This window comes from Limimaricola variabilis (assembly GCF_034371605.1).
GTDB lineage: Bacteria > Pseudomonadota > Alphaproteobacteria > Rhodobacterales > Rhodobacteraceae > Limimaricola > Limimaricola variabilis.
This window is the reverse complement of the sequence record NZ_CP139691.1, coordinates 713854-727939: the sequence shown is the minus strand read 5'-3', so window position 1 is coordinate 727939 and position 14086 is coordinate 713854. Positions and strand designations below refer to the sequence as shown.

At 68.1% G+C, this 14086-nt stretch carries 11 protein-coding genes and 1 pseudogene; 10 read left to right on the top strand and 2 right to left on the bottom strand.

What is annotated here, in order from left to right; translation table 11 throughout:
- Positions 1–95 precede the first annotated feature (95 nt).
- From T8T21_RS03555 to T8T21_RS03515, 9 genes are all read left to right on the top strand, one after another.
- Positions 96–2318 (top strand): sensor histidine kinase NtrY-like, encoded by a 2223-nt coding sequence (locus T8T21_RS03555; RefSeq protein ID WP_322336827.1) that lies wholly within the window; start codon positions 96–98, stop codon positions 2316–2318.
- A gap of 8 nt (positions 2319–2326) precedes the next feature.
- Positions 2327–3721 carry a nitrogen assimilation response regulator NtrX gene (gene ntrX / locus T8T21_RS03550; protein ID WP_322336826.1) on the top strand — a complete coding sequence of 465 codons (1395 nt, stop codon included), beginning with the start codon at positions 2327–2329 and terminating at the stop codon, positions 3719–3721.
- Between the two features lie 80 nt (positions 3722–3801).
- The gene (gene trkA, locus T8T21_RS03545; RefSeq protein ID WP_183469068.1) at positions 3802–5178 is read left to right on the top strand and encodes a Trk system potassium transporter TrkA; all 1377 of its coding nucleotides are present in this window, start codon (positions 3802–3804) and stop codon (positions 5176–5178) included.
- Between the two features lie 4 nt (positions 5179–5182).
- Positions 5183–6703: a TrkH family potassium uptake protein gene (locus tag T8T21_RS03540; protein WP_183469066.1), complete on the top strand. Its 1521-nt coding sequence runs from the start codon at positions 5183–5185 to the stop codon at positions 6701–6703.
- A gap of 126 nt (positions 6704–6829) precedes the next feature.
- On the top strand, positions 6830–7063 hold the full coding sequence (hfq, locus tag T8T21_RS03535) for an RNA chaperone Hfq (RefSeq protein WP_017928544.1): 234 nt from the start codon (positions 6830–6832) through the stop codon (positions 7061–7063).
- Positions 7060–8343, top strand: coding sequence for a GTPase HflX (gene hflX, locus T8T21_RS03530; RefSeq protein WP_322336825.1), 1284 nt, complete (start codon positions 7060–7062; stop codon positions 8341–8343). The genes hfq and hflX overlap by 4 nt, the downstream gene beginning before the upstream one ends.
- A 92-nt stretch (positions 8344–8435) precedes the next feature.
- Positions 8436–9197 carry a fibronectin type III domain-containing protein gene (locus T8T21_RS03525; protein WP_322336824.1) on the top strand — a complete coding sequence of 254 codons (762 nt, stop codon included), beginning with the start codon at positions 8436–8438 and terminating at the stop codon, positions 9195–9197.
- Positions 9198–9257: 60 nt separating this feature from the next.
- The gene (locus T8T21_RS03520) at positions 9258–9833 is read left to right on the top strand and encodes a helix-turn-helix transcriptional regulator (RefSeq protein ID WP_322336823.1); all 576 of its coding nucleotides are present in this window, start codon (positions 9258–9260) and stop codon (positions 9831–9833) included.
- 36 nt (positions 9834–9869) lie between these two features.
- On the top strand, positions 9870–10229 hold the full coding sequence (locus tag T8T21_RS03515) for a VOC family protein (RefSeq protein ID WP_322336822.1): 360 nt from the start codon (positions 9870–9872) through the stop codon (positions 10227–10229).
- Positions 10230–10232: 3 nt separating this feature from the next.
- Here T8T21_RS03515 and T8T21_RS03510 read toward each other — a convergent pair whose 3' ends face one another.
- Entirely contained in the window at positions 10233–10568 is a 336-nt protein-coding gene (locus T8T21_RS03510; protein ID WP_322336821.1) for a DUF3140 domain-containing protein, read from the bottom strand.
- A 56-nt stretch (positions 10569–10624) separates the two neighbouring features.
- Positions 10625–13087, bottom strand: a complete 2463-nt coding sequence (locus T8T21_RS03505; protein WP_322336820.1) for a penicillin acylase family protein — start codon at positions 13085–13087, stop codon at positions 10625–10627.
- Between the two features lie 88 nt (positions 13088–13175).
- Between T8T21_RS03505 and T8T21_RS03500 the strand changes: the two are divergent.
- Positions 13176–14060 (top strand): annotated as a pseudogene (locus T8T21_RS03500) (NAD(P)-dependent oxidoreductase); the annotation flags it as partial.
- Positions 14061–14086 lie beyond the last annotated feature (26 nt).

Genomic DNA, 14086 nt, shown 5'->3' with positions numbered 1-14086 from the left:
GCGGAACTTGCGTTCCCATCAATGGGGCAGGGCGTTTGAGGCGGCTATCGACCTCCCGATTCTCGCGTGTAGCGCGCTGGCGACGCCAGCGGCGGGTGCAGAACGCTGCGACCTTGTCGCTGGTGGTTCTCGGCCCGTTGTTGGCGGTGGCGACCTTCTGGGTGCTGGGTCCGCTCGACCAGGGCGCGAGTTCGCCGCTGCTGCGCCTCGTCCTGTTGGCCGACCTCGTCTACACGCTGCTGGTCGCGGCGCTGGTGTCGTTCCGGGTGGCGCGGATGATCTCGGACCGGCGCGCGCGCTCGGCCGGCTCGCGGCTGCACCTGCGGCTGACCGGAGTGTTCGCGCTGATCGCGCTGATCCCGACCGTGCTGGTCGCGGTGTTCTCGGTCCTGACCATCAATGTCGGCCTTGAGGGCTGGTTCTCGGAGCGGGTGCGCACCGTTCTGGGCGCCTCGCTCACGGCTGCGCAGGCCTATGAGGAAGAGCATCGCCAGGACCTGTCGCGTGACGGGCTCGAACTGGCGGCGTTTCTCAATTCGGAACGGCAGGCCCAGCCCTTCCTGTCCGATGGCGAGGTGCGTCAGGCGCTCGGTCGGGTGCAGGGTCAGATCGAGCGCGGGCTGACCGAGGCCTATGTGATCGACGGCGCGGGCGAAATCCGCGCCCGTGGCGCCCGCAGCTACGAATTCGACTACGAGCGGCCGGCGGCCGAGACCTTCCGCCGCGCCAACTCCCGGGGCATCGCCATCATCGAGGACTGGACCAACAACGAGTTCAGGGCTCTGATCCCGCTCTCGGCCTTCACCGACCGGTTCCTCTATGTCACCCGCGAGGTCGATGGCGGCATTCTCGCGCTGCTCGACGACACCCAGGAAACGGTCGAACTCTACAAGCAGCTCGAGGCCGAGCGCGGCCGCCTGCTATTCGAGTTCGGCCTGCTCTATCTGGGCTTCGCGGTGATCCTGATCCTCGCCGCGATCTGGCTCGGCCTTTGGTTCGCCGAGCGTTTGTCCAAGCCGGTCGGCCGACTGGTCGCGGCCTCCCAGCGGGTCGGATCCGGCGATCTCGACGTGCGGGTGATCGAGGAGGAGGGCGACGACGAGATCGCCCAGCTCGGCACCTATTTCAACCAGATGACCACCGAGCTGAAGGTCCAGCGCGACCGGCTGCTCGACAACACCCGGCAGATCGAGGCGCGGCGGCGGCTGTTCGACAGCGTGCTGGGCTCGGTCACCTCCGGCGTGGTCGGCCTCGATGCCAGCGGGCGGGTCGATTTCGCCAACCGCTCGGCCCTGCGTTTGCTGGGGATCGAGACGCTGTCCGAAGGCACGACGCTGGGGCAGCTGGTGCCGGAATTCGAGCCGCTCTTCGAGGCGCTGTGCGGCGAAGAGCGCGACAGCGTGCAGGAGCAGGTCCGGCTGCTCCGTGGCGGCGCGCAGGAGACTCTCTTGGTGCGGATGGCGCCCCGCCGTGCCGATGACGGCGCGCTCGAAGGCTACGTGGTGGCCTTCGACGACGTCAGCGACCTAGTGAGCGCGCAGCGCATGGCCGCATGGGGCGACGTGGCGCGGCGCATCGCGCACGAGATCAAGAACCCGCTGACGCCGATCCGGCTCTCGGCCGAGCGTATCCAGCGCAAGTTCGGCCGCCAGCTCGGCGAGACCGACGCGCAGGCGCTGAGTTCGATGACCGAGGTGATCGTGCGCCAGACCGGCGATCTGCGGCGAATCGTCGACGAGTTTTCCAAGTTTGCCCGCATGCCCGAGCCCGACCGGAGCCCCAACGATCTGGTGGCGCTGCTGCGCGACGCGGTGACGTTGCAGGAGGTGGGGCAGCCCGATGTGCGTTTCGAGGTCGAGCTGTCGCATGGCAGCCTGCCGGCCGATATCGACGCGACGATGATCACCCAGGCGCTGACCAACCTGATGAAGAACGCCGGCGAGGCGATCGAGTCGCTGGTCGAGCGCGGCGCGCCCGAGGGGCTGGTCCCGACGATCCGGGTCCGGCTCGAGGCGTCGGAGAACGATGCGCGCATCACCATCGCCGACAACGGCATCGGTCTGCCCGAGGACCGGGCCAAACTGTTCGAACCCTACGTGACGACGCGCGACAAGGGCACCGGCCTCGGCCTGCCCATCGTCAAGAAGATCATCGAGGAGCATGGCGGAAGCCTTGTCCTCGTCGACGCGCCAGCCTTCGAGGAGGGCGCCCGCAAGGGCGCCATGGCGGTCATCACCCTGCCGGTGCTGCGCATGGGTCATGGCGAATCGGGGGACATCGAGAAGACCGGGAAACCGGCATTGCAGGCAACAGCATGAGGCGAGAGATGACCGACATCCTGATTACCGACGACGAACGCGACATCCGGGAACTGATCTCGGACATCCTGCGCGACGAGGGCTATTCGACCCGGCTCGCCGGCACCTCCGATGAATGCATGAGCGCGATCGAAGATCAGCCGCCGGCGCTGATGATCCTCGATATCTGGCTCAAGGACAGCCAGATGGACGGGATCGACATCCTCAAGGCGGTCAAGCGCGACCATCCCGGCATCCCGATCGTGATCATCTCGGGCCATGGCAACATCGAGATCGCGGTCGCGGCGATCAAGCAGGGTGCCTACGACTTCATCGAGAAGCCGTTCAACATCGACCAGCTCCTGGTAGTGATCAAGCGGGCGATGGAGACATCGCGGCTGCGGCGCGAGAACAGCGAGCTCAAGCGCGGCGACGCGCCGCCGGCCGAGATGCTGGGCGAGAGCGCGGCCTTCCGCTCGCTGCGCAGCCAACTCGACAAGGTGACCCGTTCGAACGGCCGGGTGATGCTGACCGGCTCGCCGGGGTCAGGCAAGGAAATCGCGGCGCGCTACATCCACGCGAACTCCAACCGGGCCGACGCCCCCTTCGTCACCGTCAACTCGATCACCATCGAGCCGGAGCGGATGGAGGAGGTGCTGTTCGGCCGCGAGAGCGCCGAGAAGGGGATCGAGCCGGGCCTCCTCGAGCAGGCCAATGGCGGCGTGATCTATTTCGACGAAGTGGCCGACATGCCGCTCGGCACCCAGTCCAAGATCCTGCGCGTGCTGGTCGACCAGTCGTTCCAGCGGGTCGGCGGCTCCAGCAAGGTGCAGGTCGACCTGAGGGTGATCTCCTCGACCAACCGCGACCTGCAGGCGGCGATCCGCGCCGGCTCCTTCCGGCAGGAGCTGTACCACCGCCTCAACGTCGTGCCGATCCACGTGCCTGGCCTCGAGGAGCGGCGCGAGGACATTCCGGTCCTGGCCGAGCACTTCATCGCCGAGCTGAGCAAGAGCCAGGGCCTGCCGCTGCGCCCGCTGGGCGAAGACGCCCGTGCGCTGCTGCAGACCATGCTCTGGCCGGGCAATGTGCGGCAGTTGAAGAACGTCATAGAACGCGTTCTTATCCTTGGAGATTCCTCGGGTGAGATCACCGCGCGCGAGCTGCCGGGCCTCGACGATCCGAACAAGGATGACGGCCGGGTCGTGCTGTCGGGCGGGCTGGCGACGCTGCCGCTCCGCGAGGCGCGCGAGCTGTTCGAGCGGGAATACCTGCTGACCCAGATCAACCGCTTCGGCGGCAACATCTCCCGCACCGCGGCCTTCGTCGGCATGGAGCGCTCGGCGCTGCACCGCAAGCTCAAGAGCTTGGGCGTGGTGACCTCGTCCAAGGCCGGCGCGCGGGTCGCGCATGTCGAGGACTGATTGACCGGCCCCTCCGGCTCTGGCACTTCGTGGCGGCATGAGCGCCGCCACGGGCGCGCCCCAAAGGACCGGGATCAGGGATGAAGGTCATCATCTGCGGCGCGGGCCAGGTCGGCTGGCAGATCGCCCGCCACCTGTCTGGCGAGCGCAACGACGTCACTGTCGTCGACAGCAACCCCGATCTCGTGCGCCGGGCCACCGACACGCTCGACGTGCAGGGAATCACTGGCTTCGCGAGCTATCCCGACGTGCTCGACCGCGCCGGCGCGCGCGACGCCGACATGATCATCGCCGCCACCCATAGCGACGAGGTCAACATGGTCACCTGCCAGGTGGCCCATTCGGTGTTCTCGATCCAGCGCAAGATCGCGCGGCTCAGGGCGCAATCCTATCTCGACGCGATCTATTCCGACCTCTACCGGCGCGACCACATGCCGATCGACGTGGTGATTTCGCCCGAGAAGGAGGTCGCGGAGGCGGCGCTGCAGCGGCTCGCCGCGCCGCAGGCTTTCGACGCCGAAAGCTTCCTCGACGGCCGGGCCCAGCTTTTGGGCATCTCGATCGACGAGGACTGCCCGGTGATCAACACACCGCTGCGGCAGCTCACCGACCTGTTCTCGACGCTGCGCGCCATCGTGGTGGGCATCCGCCGCCGCGGGCGGCTGTTCGCGCCGAGCCCCGAGGACCAGATTTTCCCCGGCGACTCGATCTACGTCTTCACCGATACCGACGACATGCTGCGCACGCTGGAGATCTTCGGAAAGCGCCACGCCAAGCAGGAGCGCGTCGTGGTGATCGGCGGCGGCAATGTCGGCCTCGGCGTTGCCCGTGCGCTCGAGAGCCGGGTCGAGCGGATGCGCGTCAAGATGATCGAGCGCGACCGCGGTGCCGCCGAGCGCGCCGCCGATCAGCTCGACCGGACCATCGTGCTCAACGGCGACGGTCTCGACGCGGCGCTGCTCGAGGAGGCGCAGATCGGCACCGCCGACGCCGTGCTCGTGGTCACCGACGACGACAAGACCAACCTGCTGGCCAGCGTTCGCGCCAAGGCGCTCGGTTGCCCGCTGGCGATCTGTCTGGTCAACGATCCCACGCTGGTGCCGTTGATGCAGGCGATGGATATCGACGCCTACATCAACCCGCGTGCCACCACCGTGAGCTCGATCCTACGCCATATCCGGCATGGCCGGGTGCGGGGCGTCTATTCGATCGGTGACGCCGAGGCCGAGATGATCGAGGCGCAGGTGCTTGGCACCTCGCCGATCGCCGGGCAGCGAATCCGCGACATCGCCTTCCCCGAAGGCGTGCTGGTCGGTGGCGTGCTCAAGGACGGCCGGATGATGAAGATCCACGGTGCGCTCCGGATCGAGGAGGGCGACGTCGTCGCGCTCTTCGCCATGGCCTCGGACGTGCCGGAGGTCGAGCGCCTGCTGCAGGTCTCGATCGACTTCTTCTGACGCGATGGAACGCCGTCTCACCCGCGTCCCCTTCTTTGTCCTGCTGATGGCGATCGGCGCGGCGTCGATGATGCTGCCGGCGATCCATGCGCTGGTCCGCGAGGATTGGCTGACCTCGCGGACCTTCCTCTACGCCGCGATCCTCGGGCTGATGCTGTCGTTGCTGATCGGTTTGGCTACCGCCAATTACCGGCCCGCCAGCGTGCCGCGCAGCCAGCTCTCGGCGCTGCTGGCGGCCTTCACCGTGCTGCCGGTGATGTTCGCGGTGCCGTTCCACGAGGCGCTCGGCACGACGTCGTTTCTCAACGCCTGGTTCGAGATGGTGTCGAGCTTCACCACCACCGGGGCCACGGTCTACGACAACGTCGTCCGGCTCAATGACAGCCTGCATCTGTGGCGGGCGCTGGTCGGCTGGCTCGGCGGGCTGCTGGTATGGGTGACGGCGGTCTCGATTCTGGCGCCGATGAATCTCGGCGGCTTCGAAGTGCGCGCGCCGTCGAGCATCGGTCCGGGCGGCATGCGGCTGAGCCAGATCACCCGCGTCGCCGATCCCTCCGAGCGGCTGGTGCGCTACACCGAGCGGCTGCTGCCGGTCTATGTCGGCCTGACGGGGCTGCTCTGGTTGGGGCTGGTGGCAGCGGGCGACCGGCCCTTCGTGGCTTTCTGCCACGCGATGTCGACGCTCGCGACCAGCGGTATCAGCCCGTTGGGGGGCTTGGGCTACGACAGTTCGGGCTTTCTGGGCGAGGCGCTGATCCTGCTGTTCTCGGTATTTGCGCTGTCGCGGCTGACCTTCGCGCGCAACATGTTTGGCGATCAGGGCGGACGGCTGCTGCGCGACCCGGAGCTGCGCATGGGGTTGGCGCTGGTGCTGATCGTGCCGGGGCTCTTGTTCATGCGCCACTTCTTCGGCGCGGTCGAGGACCGGGTGACCGCCGATCTGCCGCAGGCCGCCGCCGCGCTGTGGGGCGCGCTGTTCACCGTCGGCTCGTTTCTCACCACCACCGGCTTCGAGAGCCGCTACTGGCTCGGCGCCGCCGATTGGTCGGGGCTGGAGACGCCGGGGCTGATCCTGGTCGGCGTGGCGCTGATCGGCGGCGGGGTGGCGACGACGGCGGGCGGGGTGAAGCTGCTGCGGGTCTATGCGCTCTGGATGCATGGCAAGCGCGAGCTGGAGCGGCTGGTGCACCCGCATTCGGTCGGCGGCGACGGCATCGAGGCACGTCGCATCCGCCGCGAGGGTGCCTTCATCTCCTGGATCTTCTTCATGCTTTTCGCGCTGTCGGTGACGGGCGTGATGCTGGCGCTGTCGCTTACCGGGGTGCAGTTCGAGGTGGCGATGACGCTCACCGTCGCGGCGCTGTCGACCACCGGGCCGCTCGCGGAGATCGGCGCGCAGTACCCGATTTCCTATGCCGGCATCCCCGATGCGGCCAAGGTGGTGCTGGCCTTCGCAATGGTGCTGGGCCGGCTAGAAACGTTGGCGATCATCGCGCTGCTCAACCCTGCGGGCTGGCGCAGCTAGGCCACGCAGGGCCTGCCTGCGCGAAAGGGGCTGATTTCCGGGCTGGAAACTCCGCAGGGGGCGCGACATACTCCTTTCCAACGAGGGAAAAGGCCGATACGCGGCCACAAGAACAAAGGGACAGTGATGGCCGGTGACAAGCAGAACCTTCAGGACGCCTTCCTGAACCACGTCCGCAAGATCAAGGTGCCGGTGACGATCTTCCTGATCAATGGCGTGAAGCTTCAGGGCGTGATCACTTGGTTCGACAATTTCTGCGTGCTGCTGCGTCGCGACGGTCAGAGCCAGCTCGTCTACAAGAGCGCGATCTCGACCATCATGCCGTCGCAGCCCGTGAACCTCTATGACGGTGAAGATTGACCGATTACTATATTCCCGAACGGCCGGACACCCGCACCTGGGTGATCCACCCCGAGGTGAAGAACGACCAGAACCGGCGTGAGCCCGTGGCCGCGCTGGCCGAGGCCGTGGCGCTGGCCCATGCGCTGCCCGGGCTCGAGATCAAGGGCTCCGAGATCGTCCGCCTGCCCAAGCGCCATCCCGGCATGCTTTTCGGCACCGGCAAGATCGAGGAGCTCGGCACCCGTCTCAAGCAGAACGAGATCGAGCTGGTGCTGATCGACGGCCATGTCGGCCCGGTGCAGCAGCGCAATCTCGAGAAGGAGTGGAAGGTCAAGATCCTCGATCGGACCGGCCTCATCCTCGAGATCTTCGGCGACCGCGCCGCCACCCGAGAGGGCGTGCTGCAGGTCGAGATGGCGGCGCTGTCGTATCAGCGCACGCGGCTGGTCCGCGCCTGGACCCACCTCGAGCGGCAGCGCGGCGGCCTTGGTTTCGTCGGCGGCCCCGGCGAAACCCAGATCGAGGCGGACCGTCGTGCCATCGACGAACAGCTGGTGCGGCTGCGCCGTCAGCTCGACAAGGTGGTGAAGACCCGCGCGCTGCACCGCGCCTCGCGCGCCAAGGTGCCGTTCCCGATCGTGGCGCTGGTCGGCTATACCAACGCCGGCAAGTCGACGCTGTTCAACCGGCTCACCGGCGCCGAGGTCATGGCCAAGGACATGCTCTTCGCCACCCTCGACCCGACCATGCGGCGCGTCGTGCTGCCGACCGGCGACGAGGTGATCCTGTCGGACACAGTGGGCTTCATCTCGGATCTGCCGACCGAGCTGGTCGCGGCCTTCCGCGCCACGCTCGAAGAGGTGCTCGACGCCGATCTGGTGCTTCATGTGCGCGACATCGGGCACGCCCAGACGGTGGAACAGGCGCGCGAGGTCGAGAGCATCCTGTCGAGCCTCGGCCTGTCGGACGACACGCCGAAGATCGAGGTCTGGAACAAGATCGACACGCTGCCCGAGGATAGCCGCGAGGCGGCGCTGGAGCGGGCGGCGCGGACCGAGAACGTCTCGGCCGTCTCGGCGATCACCGGCGAGGGGATGGACGCGCTTCTGGCCGAGATCTCCGAGGCGCTCGGCGGCGTGAAGCATGTCGAGGAGCTAACGGTGCCCTTCGCCGCGGGCCGCAAGCGGGCCTGGCTCTTCGAGCAGGGGCTGGTCGAGGCCGACACGCCGACCGAGGACGGGCACAAGATGCAGGTCCGCTGGTCGGCGGCGCAAAAGGCCCGTTACGACCGGCTCTGAGCCACCGACAAATGCCGTGGCCGCGCCCTGTCGGATGGGCGCGGCCACGCAACCGGCGCAGGCTTTCCCTGATCATCAAGGGGAGAGACGCCATGAAACACCTGATCCCGATTCCCCTCCTTGCGCTCATCGCCCTGCCGGCGATGGCGCAGGAGCCCTGCGGCGACATGCCCACCGAAACCGAGCCGATCGCGGCGGCCCGGTTGATCATCGAATACAACCACACCGACGGCGATATCGGCGTGCATGGCTATGGCGATGACGATGGCTGGAACGCGCTGTGTATCCTCGACCCCACGGGCGCGCTGGTGCTGCATATCGACCCTCAGGCGCAACTCGGCGAACTGGGCCTCGGCTCGTTCTTCTTTGAGAGCCGCGAGCCGCCCGAGGAGGTCTGGGACTACGCGGCGCTGTCGGCCGCCTTTTCCGAAGGCGATTACCTGATCCGTGCCACGCTCTATGACGGCACCGGGCGCGAAGGCGTCGCGCGGTTCACGACGCTGGTGCCGCAGCCGCCCGTCATCACCGCGCCCGCGCTGTCGGAGGACGAGGAGGACGCGCCAGTCATGCCCGTCGCCGACCTGCAGGTGACATGGGAGCCGGTGACGACCTCGCTCGACGAGCGGACGCCGGAGATCACCGGCTATGAGCTGATCGTCACCGATGACGAGCACGAGGATCCGCACGGCTTTTCGCAGCCGGAACTCGACGTGCATCTGGGACCCGACGTCACGAGTTTCACCGTGCCGGCCACCTTCCTGCGGCCCGGCACGCTTTACGAGATCGAGGTGCTGGCGCTGGAGCGCTCGGGCAACCAGACCATCGCGCTCGGCTTCTTTGTCACCGAAGACTGAAGCCGCGGGGTGCCACGGAACGAAAACCGTGGCATCCTTCCGTTGTCAGGGAGGGCGGCCATGTCCCGCATCCTCATCTTCGCCGCGGCCGCCGCGGGCCTTTTCGGTCTGCTGGTGGTGCTCGAGGCGCTCCAGGCCGATGAGCCCTTCACATGGGCAGGTTTCGCCATCGACCTGTTCGAGACCGCGCTCCTCGCCGGGGCGGTCGTCTTCACCGCCTTTGGCTCGCAAGCCAGCCGCGAGATGCGGCGCGAGAGGGCGCGTCTGTTGGGCGATCTCGACCGGGCGCGTCGCGAGGGCGAGCAGTGGCGGCAAGCCAGCCGCGCCCATGTCGACGGGCTGAGCCGCGCGATCGCCGCGCAGTTCGCGCAATGGGAGCTGACCGAGACCGAGAGCGAGGTCGCGCTCTTGATGCTCAAGGGTCTGAGCCACAAGGAAATCGCGACGTTGCGCGACTGTTCCAGCGCCACGGTCCGCCAGCACGCCACCGCCGTCTATCGCAAGTCTGGGCTGACCAGCCGATCGCAACTCACCGGCTTCTTCCTCGAGGACCTGCTGGCGCCGCTGCGCGCGCGCGGCGGGCTGCATGTCGTGGATGACATGCACGCGCAAGGGGATGACGGCCCCGGCCGATGACGCTACTTCGGGACGGCACGAGACCGGAGCAGACCCATGATCATCGACCTTCACCACGTCCAGCTCGCCATGCCCGAGGGCGAGGAGGAAGCGGCGCGCGGCTTTTATGGCGAAATCCTCGGTCTCGCCGAGGTTGCCAAGCCCGAGGCGCTTGCGGGGCGGGGCGGTGTCTGGTTCGACGGGCCGGGGCTGTCGCTGCATCTGGGCGTCGAGACGCCCTTCGCCCCGGCGCGCAAGGCGCATCCGGCGCTGCGGGTCGCGGATCTCGACGCCATGCGCCGTCATCTCGAGGCCCATGGGATCGAGGCGTGTCCCGATATCGACCTGCCGGGTCTGCGCCGGCTCTACGTCGCCGATCCTTTCGGTAACCGGATCGAGATCTGCCAGACGATCTGAATCCTACTTCAGAGGATCGTGGCCCCAGTTCATCAGGCTGTAACGCCACTTGGAATGTTCGACGTCGTCCTCGGGGCCGCCCTGCGCCTTGTGACGTTTGATATAGCCCACCACCTTGGCCATGTGGTCCCACTGGTCGTCGCTCAGATCCGACTTGTTGGTGCGCTTGATCTCGACGATCCGCTTGCCGGACTTGTGACCGGTGCTCTCGCCATCGCCACCGGTGTCGCCCACCGATTTGCTCTCCTCGGTCTCGAGGAAATCCTCGACCTCCTTGGGCGCCATGTTCACCAGCTCGCGGAACTCGTCCCAGATCTCGTCATGCGATTTGCCGCTCATGCCGGCCTCCATCAGCTGTCGGGGGCCAAACCGGCGCGGACCGGGGCGGTTCCGCCTCAGCGCGCCGGCAAGAGCTGGGTCACGCCGACGGCGGCACCGCGCGCGAGGGTGGGATCGAGCGACATCGGGATGTATTCGCCGCGCCGCCACAACTCGCCCAGATCGTCGTAATGGCGCGACAGCGGGTGGCCCGACTGGCCGGTCGAGATGATGAAAACCGAGCTGTCGGGATCGGCGAAGTCATAGACCCCGCGATAGCCGGCGGCATGGATGTTGTGGAACGGGTTGGGCGCGCGCCCGTCGGTCAGCCCGCGCATCAGAGTGTGGTCGCCGCCAGAGGTGCTTTGGCGGATGTTGACGAACCAGCCCAGCAGCGGGGCTTGGCCCAGCACCGGGTGATCCTGGCGTGCCTCGTGCGCGTCGCCCCAGCGCAGCGCGTCGAGATTGCTGCCATAGGTCTCGCCGATCCAGATCAGCGCGTCGTCGAGCGCCAGCCGCGCGATGTCGGCGCAGCTCTCTTCGGCGGCCGAGGGGCGGATGTCGCACCACGCGCTCGCGCCGTCGATGTCGCGGAACACCCGGTCGATGAAGAGCGGTTCGGGATGGACGAAGGCCGAGGTGAGCGGGCCGAGCTCGTCGCGGATCAGCCGCTCCTGCAGCGCCCGCATCCAGGCGGCGTAGATCAGCGGCTCGGGCAGATGCTCGTTCATTTCGCCGTTCCATTCGCCCAGGAGTTCGAGCGCGCGCTGGCGGCGCCGCTCGGGCGTGCCCTCGGCGGCCGGCGCACCGGTGAACCACAGATCGGCGCCGACGATCGGCAGCAGCGCGCGGGCGGTGGGACTCACGGTGTCGAGCTGCGCCTCGATGAAGCTGTCGCGGGTATGCACCTCGCGCGACTGCATCAGCCCGCGCCAGCGCGCGATGCGCTGGGTGTCGCCCCAGTGGAAGGAGACGTGGTCGGGGAAAGGCTGGTCGATGGTCTTGTTGTTGGTGTTGCCGACGAGGCCACCGGCCGGTTCGGTCGTCTCGGGCAGGGCGGAATAGGCCATCCAGCCGCGCCAGCGGTTCTCGGCGACATGGCCCAGCGTCGGCAGGCGGCCCTGGCTCTGATGTTCCGGGTCGCGCAGGGGTACGGCGCCCACGGTCTTGAGCGCGACGCGGTTGCGGTCGGCGAGGATCAGGTTCTGGTTCGGCGCGACCTGCAGCCGCCCGGCGCGGATGCCCTCCTCGATCGAGCGGGATCGCATCAGCCGCATCCCGGCGGTCATGGTGGTGTCGCTGTCCGACAGGCCCGACCAGGCGAGGGTCATCACGTGGCCGCGGGGCCGGATCGTGTCGAGCGCGAATTGCTCGGGCGGGAGGACCGGGCCGTTGGCGGTGCGCTGTAGCCGCAGGGTCACCGCCGGGGCATCCTTGATCTCGACGATGCTGTCGCGCGCTTCGAACCGCGCCCAGCCGTCGGGGGTGCGGTACTCGGCGGCGTTCTTGGGGTTCACCTCCTCGGCATAGAGGTCGAGATCGTCGGCGAAGGCGGCGGTGATGCCCCAGCCCAGATCGGCGCTGCGCCCGGCGAGGATCAGCGGAATGCCCGGCACCGTCGCGCCGATCACGCCGCCCGAGGCCAGCTCCAGCCGGGCCAGGTACCAGATCGACGGCGCGGTGAGCAGCCGGTGCGGGTCGTTGGCCAGCAGCGTCGCGCCGCTGGCGGATCGCGAGGGCCCGGCCGCCCAGGCGTTGGAGGCGCCCGGGAAGCCGGCCGGCAGGCTGGCGGCCAGCGGATCGATCGGCGTCGCGGCGGCGGCGTGGCGTTCAGGGATGTCGGGCACCAGATCGGCGTAGCGCGGCAGCGCGGTCAGGCCGGGGCCGGGCACGTCGGGCAGGATGTCGCGCAGCCGCTCCGGCTCCAGCACCAGCGACGCGCGGGCGCGCAAGACCTCGGCCTGCAGGTGGTCGGTCTGCTGCCAAGCCATCAGCTTGAGGATGGCGATGCTGTCGGCGGGCTGCCAGGGCGCGACCGGCTGGTTGAACAGCCACATTTCCGGCGCGCCGCGGCCGCGGGCCCCTGCATTGACCTCGGCCAGCCAGGCATTGACGCCCGCCGCATAGGCGTCGAGCGCCGCGCGGGTCTGGCCGTCCTGGTCGTCGACCGAGGCGGTGGCGGCACGGTAGAGATCGAGCCGGCGCATCAGGATGTCGCTGTCGGCGGTGCGGCGGCCGAACAGCTCCGACAGCCGGCCCTGCACGGTGCGGCGCAGGATCGTCATCTGCCACAGCCGGTCCTGCGCATGGGCGTATCCCAATGCGAAGAAGCTGTCGCGATCGGTGCTGCCGAAGATATGCGGCACGTTGGCGTGGTCGCGCACGATCTCGACCGGGGCCGCCAACCCGGCTACGCGGGTGCGGGCGTCGTAATCGGGCAGCGAACGGGCGAAGAACCAGTAGGTCAGCACGAAGGCTAGAAGGCCGAACAGGATCGCGCCGACGGTCAGGCGCATGAGCCAGCGGAACAGGGTGGCCATCGATCCTCCGGGGGGCTTGGGCACCCGCGCTTGACGGGCCGGTTGGGGATGCTGAGTATCGCGCCTCGGGGGCGAGCGAAAGCCCCGAGGCAGGGAGGCCGCCATGGCAAGAGTGACGTTTTTGGGACTGGGCGTGATGGGGTATCCCATGGCGGGGCATCTGGCGCGGGCCGGACATGAGGTGACGGTCTATAACCGTACCACGTCCAAGGCCGAGAAATGGGCCGCCGAACATGGCGGTCGCCACGCTGCCACGCCGCGCGAGGCGGCGCAGGATGCCGAGATCGTCTTTGCCTGCGTCGGCAATGACGACGATCTGCGCGGCGTCTGCCTCGGCGAGGACGGCGCATTCGCGGGCATGGCGTCCGGCGCGCTCTTCGTCGATCACACCACGGTCAGCGCCGCCGTCACCCGCGAACTGGCGGCCGAGGCGGATGCGAAGGGACTCGGCTTCGTCGACGCGCCGGTTTCGGGCGGTCAGGCAGGGGCAGAGAACGGCCAGCTCTCGGTGATGTGCGGTGGGGCACAGGAGCATTTCGACCGGGCCGAGCCGGTGATCGACGCCTATGCCAAGATCTGTCGCCGGCTGGGCGAGAGCGGCGCGGGCCAGCTCGCCAAGATGGCCAACCAGATCGCCATCGCGGGGCTGGTGCAGGGCCTGTCGGAATCGCTGGCCTTCGCGGAGAAGGCCGGTCTCGACGGGCGGGCGCTGGTGGAGGTGATCAGCCAGGGCGCCGCCGGCAGCTGGCAGATGGTCAACCGGCACGGCACGATGCTCGACGATCATTTCGAGCATGGCTTCGCGGTCGACTGGATGCGCAAGGATCTCGGCATCTGCCTCGACGCGGCCGACGAGCTGTCGGTCAGCCTGCCGGTGACGGCGCTGGTCGACCAGTTCTACAAGGAGGTGCAGCAGATGGGCGGCGGTCGCTGGGACACCTCGTCGCTGATCAAGCGGCTGCGCCGGAACTGACCCGGAGCTGATCCGGGGCGAACCGG

Coding starts and splice junctions, on each gene's coding strand:
- ntrX (WP_322336826.1), top strand. CDS start 2,327: ATGACCGACATCCTGATTACCGACGACGAACGCGACATCCGGGAACTG.
- trkA (WP_183469068.1), top strand. CDS start 3,802: ATGAAGGTCATCATCTGCGGCGCGGGCCAGGTCGGCTGGCAGATCGCC.
- T8T21_RS03540 (WP_183469066.1), top strand. CDS start 5,183: ATGGAACGCCGTCTCACCCGCGTCCCCTTCTTTGTCCTGCTGATGGCG.
- hfq (WP_017928544.1), top strand. CDS start 6,830: ATGGCCGGTGACAAGCAGAACCTTCAGGACGCCTTCCTGAACCACGTC.
- T8T21_RS03525 (WP_322336824.1), top strand. CDS start 8,436: ATGAAACACCTGATCCCGATTCCCCTCCTTGCGCTCATCGCCCTGCCG.
- T8T21_RS03520 (WP_322336823.1), top strand. CDS start 9,258: ATGTCCCGCATCCTCATCTTCGCCGCGGCCGCCGCGGGCCTTTTCGGT.
- T8T21_RS03515 (WP_322336822.1), top strand. CDS start 9,870: ATGATCATCGACCTTCACCACGTCCAGCTCGCCATGCCCGAGGGCGAG.
- T8T21_RS03510 (WP_322336821.1), bottom strand. CDS start 10,568: ATGAGCGGCAAATCGCATGACGAGATCTGGGACGAGTTCCGCGAGCTG.
- T8T21_RS03505 (WP_322336820.1), bottom strand. CDS start 13,087: ATGGCCACCCTGTTCCGCTGGCTCATGCGCCTGACCGTCGGCGCGATC.